At 50.9% G+C, this 2,189-nt stretch carries 3 protein-coding genes; 2 read left to right on the top strand and 1 reads right to left on the bottom strand.

The window, feature by feature from the left end; translation table 11 throughout:
• Nucleotides 1–88: 88 nt before the first annotated feature.
• Nucleotides 89–571: a hypothetical protein gene (locus tag B3P58_RS10765; RefSeq protein WP_286717476.1), complete on the bottom strand. Its 483-nt coding sequence runs from the start codon at nt 569–571 to the stop codon at nt 89–91.
• 307 nt (nt 572–878) lie between these two features.
• Between B3P58_RS10765 and B3P58_RS10760 the strand changes: the two genes are divergently transcribed.
• Both B3P58_RS10760 and B3P58_RS10755 read left to right on the top strand, forming a co-directional pair.
• Complete coding sequence (locus B3P58_RS10760; protein WP_286717474.1) at nt 879–1,997, top strand: saccharopine dehydrogenase NADP-binding domain-containing protein; 1,119 nt, start codon at nt 879–881, stop codon at nt 1,995–1,997.
• Nucleotides 1,990–2,189 (top strand): DUF2269 family protein (locus B3P58_RS10755; RefSeq protein ID WP_286717473.1); only part of this gene is annotated, 200 nt, incomplete at its 3' end. The genes B3P58_RS10760 and B3P58_RS10755, both read left to right, overlap by 8 nt.

Below are 2,189 nucleotides of genomic sequence, written 5' to 3'. Positions count from 1 at the left end.
TAATTAGTGTCGACAGGCCCTAGGCACCTCTTAATAATTCAGCGCCGGCTCCGGCTTACTGAAAAAGTTCAGATCAAGGTGCCCTTGTTCAGTGAGGCGGAATATCGTCACTGTGCTGCTGTGTTGTGCGGTTTTTAATGAGACTGAACAGGGCATAAAGGTTCACAAGATTCAGGCTGGCGACGACCGTGCAGAACAGATAACCAAAGAGCAGGGCATCGCCTAATAAAAAAACAACGACAACACTGAAATAAAGTAACCATCCACCTGCTGCTAACTGTGCGATGTTGTTCAACAGCTTCATCCGGTAAGACTCGGGGTTGAGCAGGTTAATGAACAGCGGTGCCAAAAAGGTAGTAACTAACAGGAGTGCTTCAATGAGATCGGTCGAAATCTGCGACATGATTTTATCGTAGACAACGTAGGTTTCTGTCACCCTTTCGCGACTCAGTTCGTTGACCCCCTCACCTCCGGCATTGGGTGTCAGTACGATCATCCTCGTACATTGAGAGAGTGGTGCAAACATAAATGCGATGATCATGACTGTCAGTATCGTGCGTATTTTTCTCATAATACTCCTTGAACGCCGTGTTCTTTTTACGCCCGGCAGAAAAAATCCTGAATATTTAAAGCGGTTTCTGATACCGGTCTCCCTGCCTTATCACTGGGGGTATTGAAGGTGAGGGTACTGAGGTTGCCGGGTTCAATCAATGCCAGAAAGAGTGATTAGCAGAGATGGCTGGGTATATGCAGATCTGCCACTGCACACAACGGGGGAAAACAGCGGAGAGTGTGTAGTACAGCATGGTTACCCGCTCCGGCACTCCGTTATACTGCGTCTGCTATCAGAAACCAGGAGCGAGGCACCAGTCATCAGGATGAAAACAGTCGTTGTATTGGGCGGTTATGGAAACTTCGGTAAGCGCATTTGTGAGACTCTGGCGCAGGACAGCGGTATCCGTTTACTGTGCAGTGGGCGTCATTCAGATAAGGCCCGTGCCCTGGTTGCTCAGTTGCAGCCGTCAGCCAAAGCAGAATTACAGGCCGTTGTGCTGGATATCAACGCGGCCGATTTCCGCGCACAGCTGCAGGATTTAACGCCGTTTCTGGTTATTCATACCGGTGGTCCTTTTCAGGGGCAGAATTATCGTGTTGCCGAAGCCTGTATTGCTGTTGGTGCGCATTATCTGGATCTTGCCGATGACCGTCGTTTTGTCTGCGATATAACCTTACTTAATAAACAGGCTGAAGACGCCGGAGTGCAGATCATCAGTGGTGCCAGCTCGGTACCGGGGTTGTCGTCGGCGGTTATTGAACATTATCAATCAGACTTCCGGCAGGTCGACAGCATTGATATTGCTATCGCACCGGGTAATCAGGCTGAACGCGGTGAAGCAACGCTGCGTGGCATTTTGTCGTACACCGGCCGTCCTTTCTCTGTGTTTGAACAGGGACGCATACGTACGGTGTATGGCTGGATGAATTCCCGGCGTAAATATTTTGGCCCAAGGTTGGGATGGCGTTGGCTGGCGAATGTGGATGTGCCCGATCTGGAACTGTTCCCGGCGCAGTTTGCGGTTACTGAGCGGGTACGTTTTCAGGCCAGTCTTGAGCTGACGTTTCTGCATTTTTCGATGCTGGCGATGGCATCACTGGCGCGTCTGCGCCTGATTAAAAACTGGGCACCGGCAACGGCTCTGATTTATCGGATGAGCCATTGGTTCAGTAAACTGGGCAGTGCTGATGGTGCGATGCAGATTGATATCGCCGGGCTGAATACGCAGGGTGCAGCCAGCAGGCTTTGTTGGCGTCTGGAGGCTTATGATGGTATTGGCCCTTTTATCCCCACATTGTCGACCATCATCATCGCCAGACAATTGCTGGCAGGGCAGGTGAATCCCGGTGCCAGAGCCTGCAGCGGTGAATTTTCACTACCGGAATTTTACCCTTATGCACAGAGCTTAGGGCTGGTGATCAGGGAGGAGCAGGGTGACTGATTATTTTCTGCTGAAAACGCTGCACATTCTCTCGGCGGTCGTATTAATGGGCACCGGCAGTGGCATTGCTTTTTTTATGTTAATGGCGGTTCTCAGCCGCAGTCAGGAAACAATCCGTAATGTCAGCCGGATCGTTATTCTGGCGGATTGGTTGTTTACCGCTCCGGCGGTTTTAGTGCAGCTAATCTCCGG

This window comes from Thalassolituus sp. UBA2009 (genome assembly GCF_002335285.1).
Classification (GTDB): Bacteria; Pseudomonadota; Gammaproteobacteria; order Pseudomonadales; family Oceanobacteraceae; genus Venatoribacter; species Venatoribacter alkanivorans.
This window is presented reverse-complemented; position numbering and strand designations above follow the sequence as displayed.

Excerpts from the sequence above, each read along its gene's own strand:
- B3P58_RS10760 (WP_286717474.1), top strand. The coding sequence starts at position 879 with ATGAAAACAGTCGTTGTATTGGGCGGTTATGGAAACTTCGGTAAGCGC.
- B3P58_RS10765 (WP_286717476.1), bottom strand. The coding sequence starts at position 571 with ATGAGAAAAATACGCACGATACTGACAGTCATGATCATCGCATTTATG.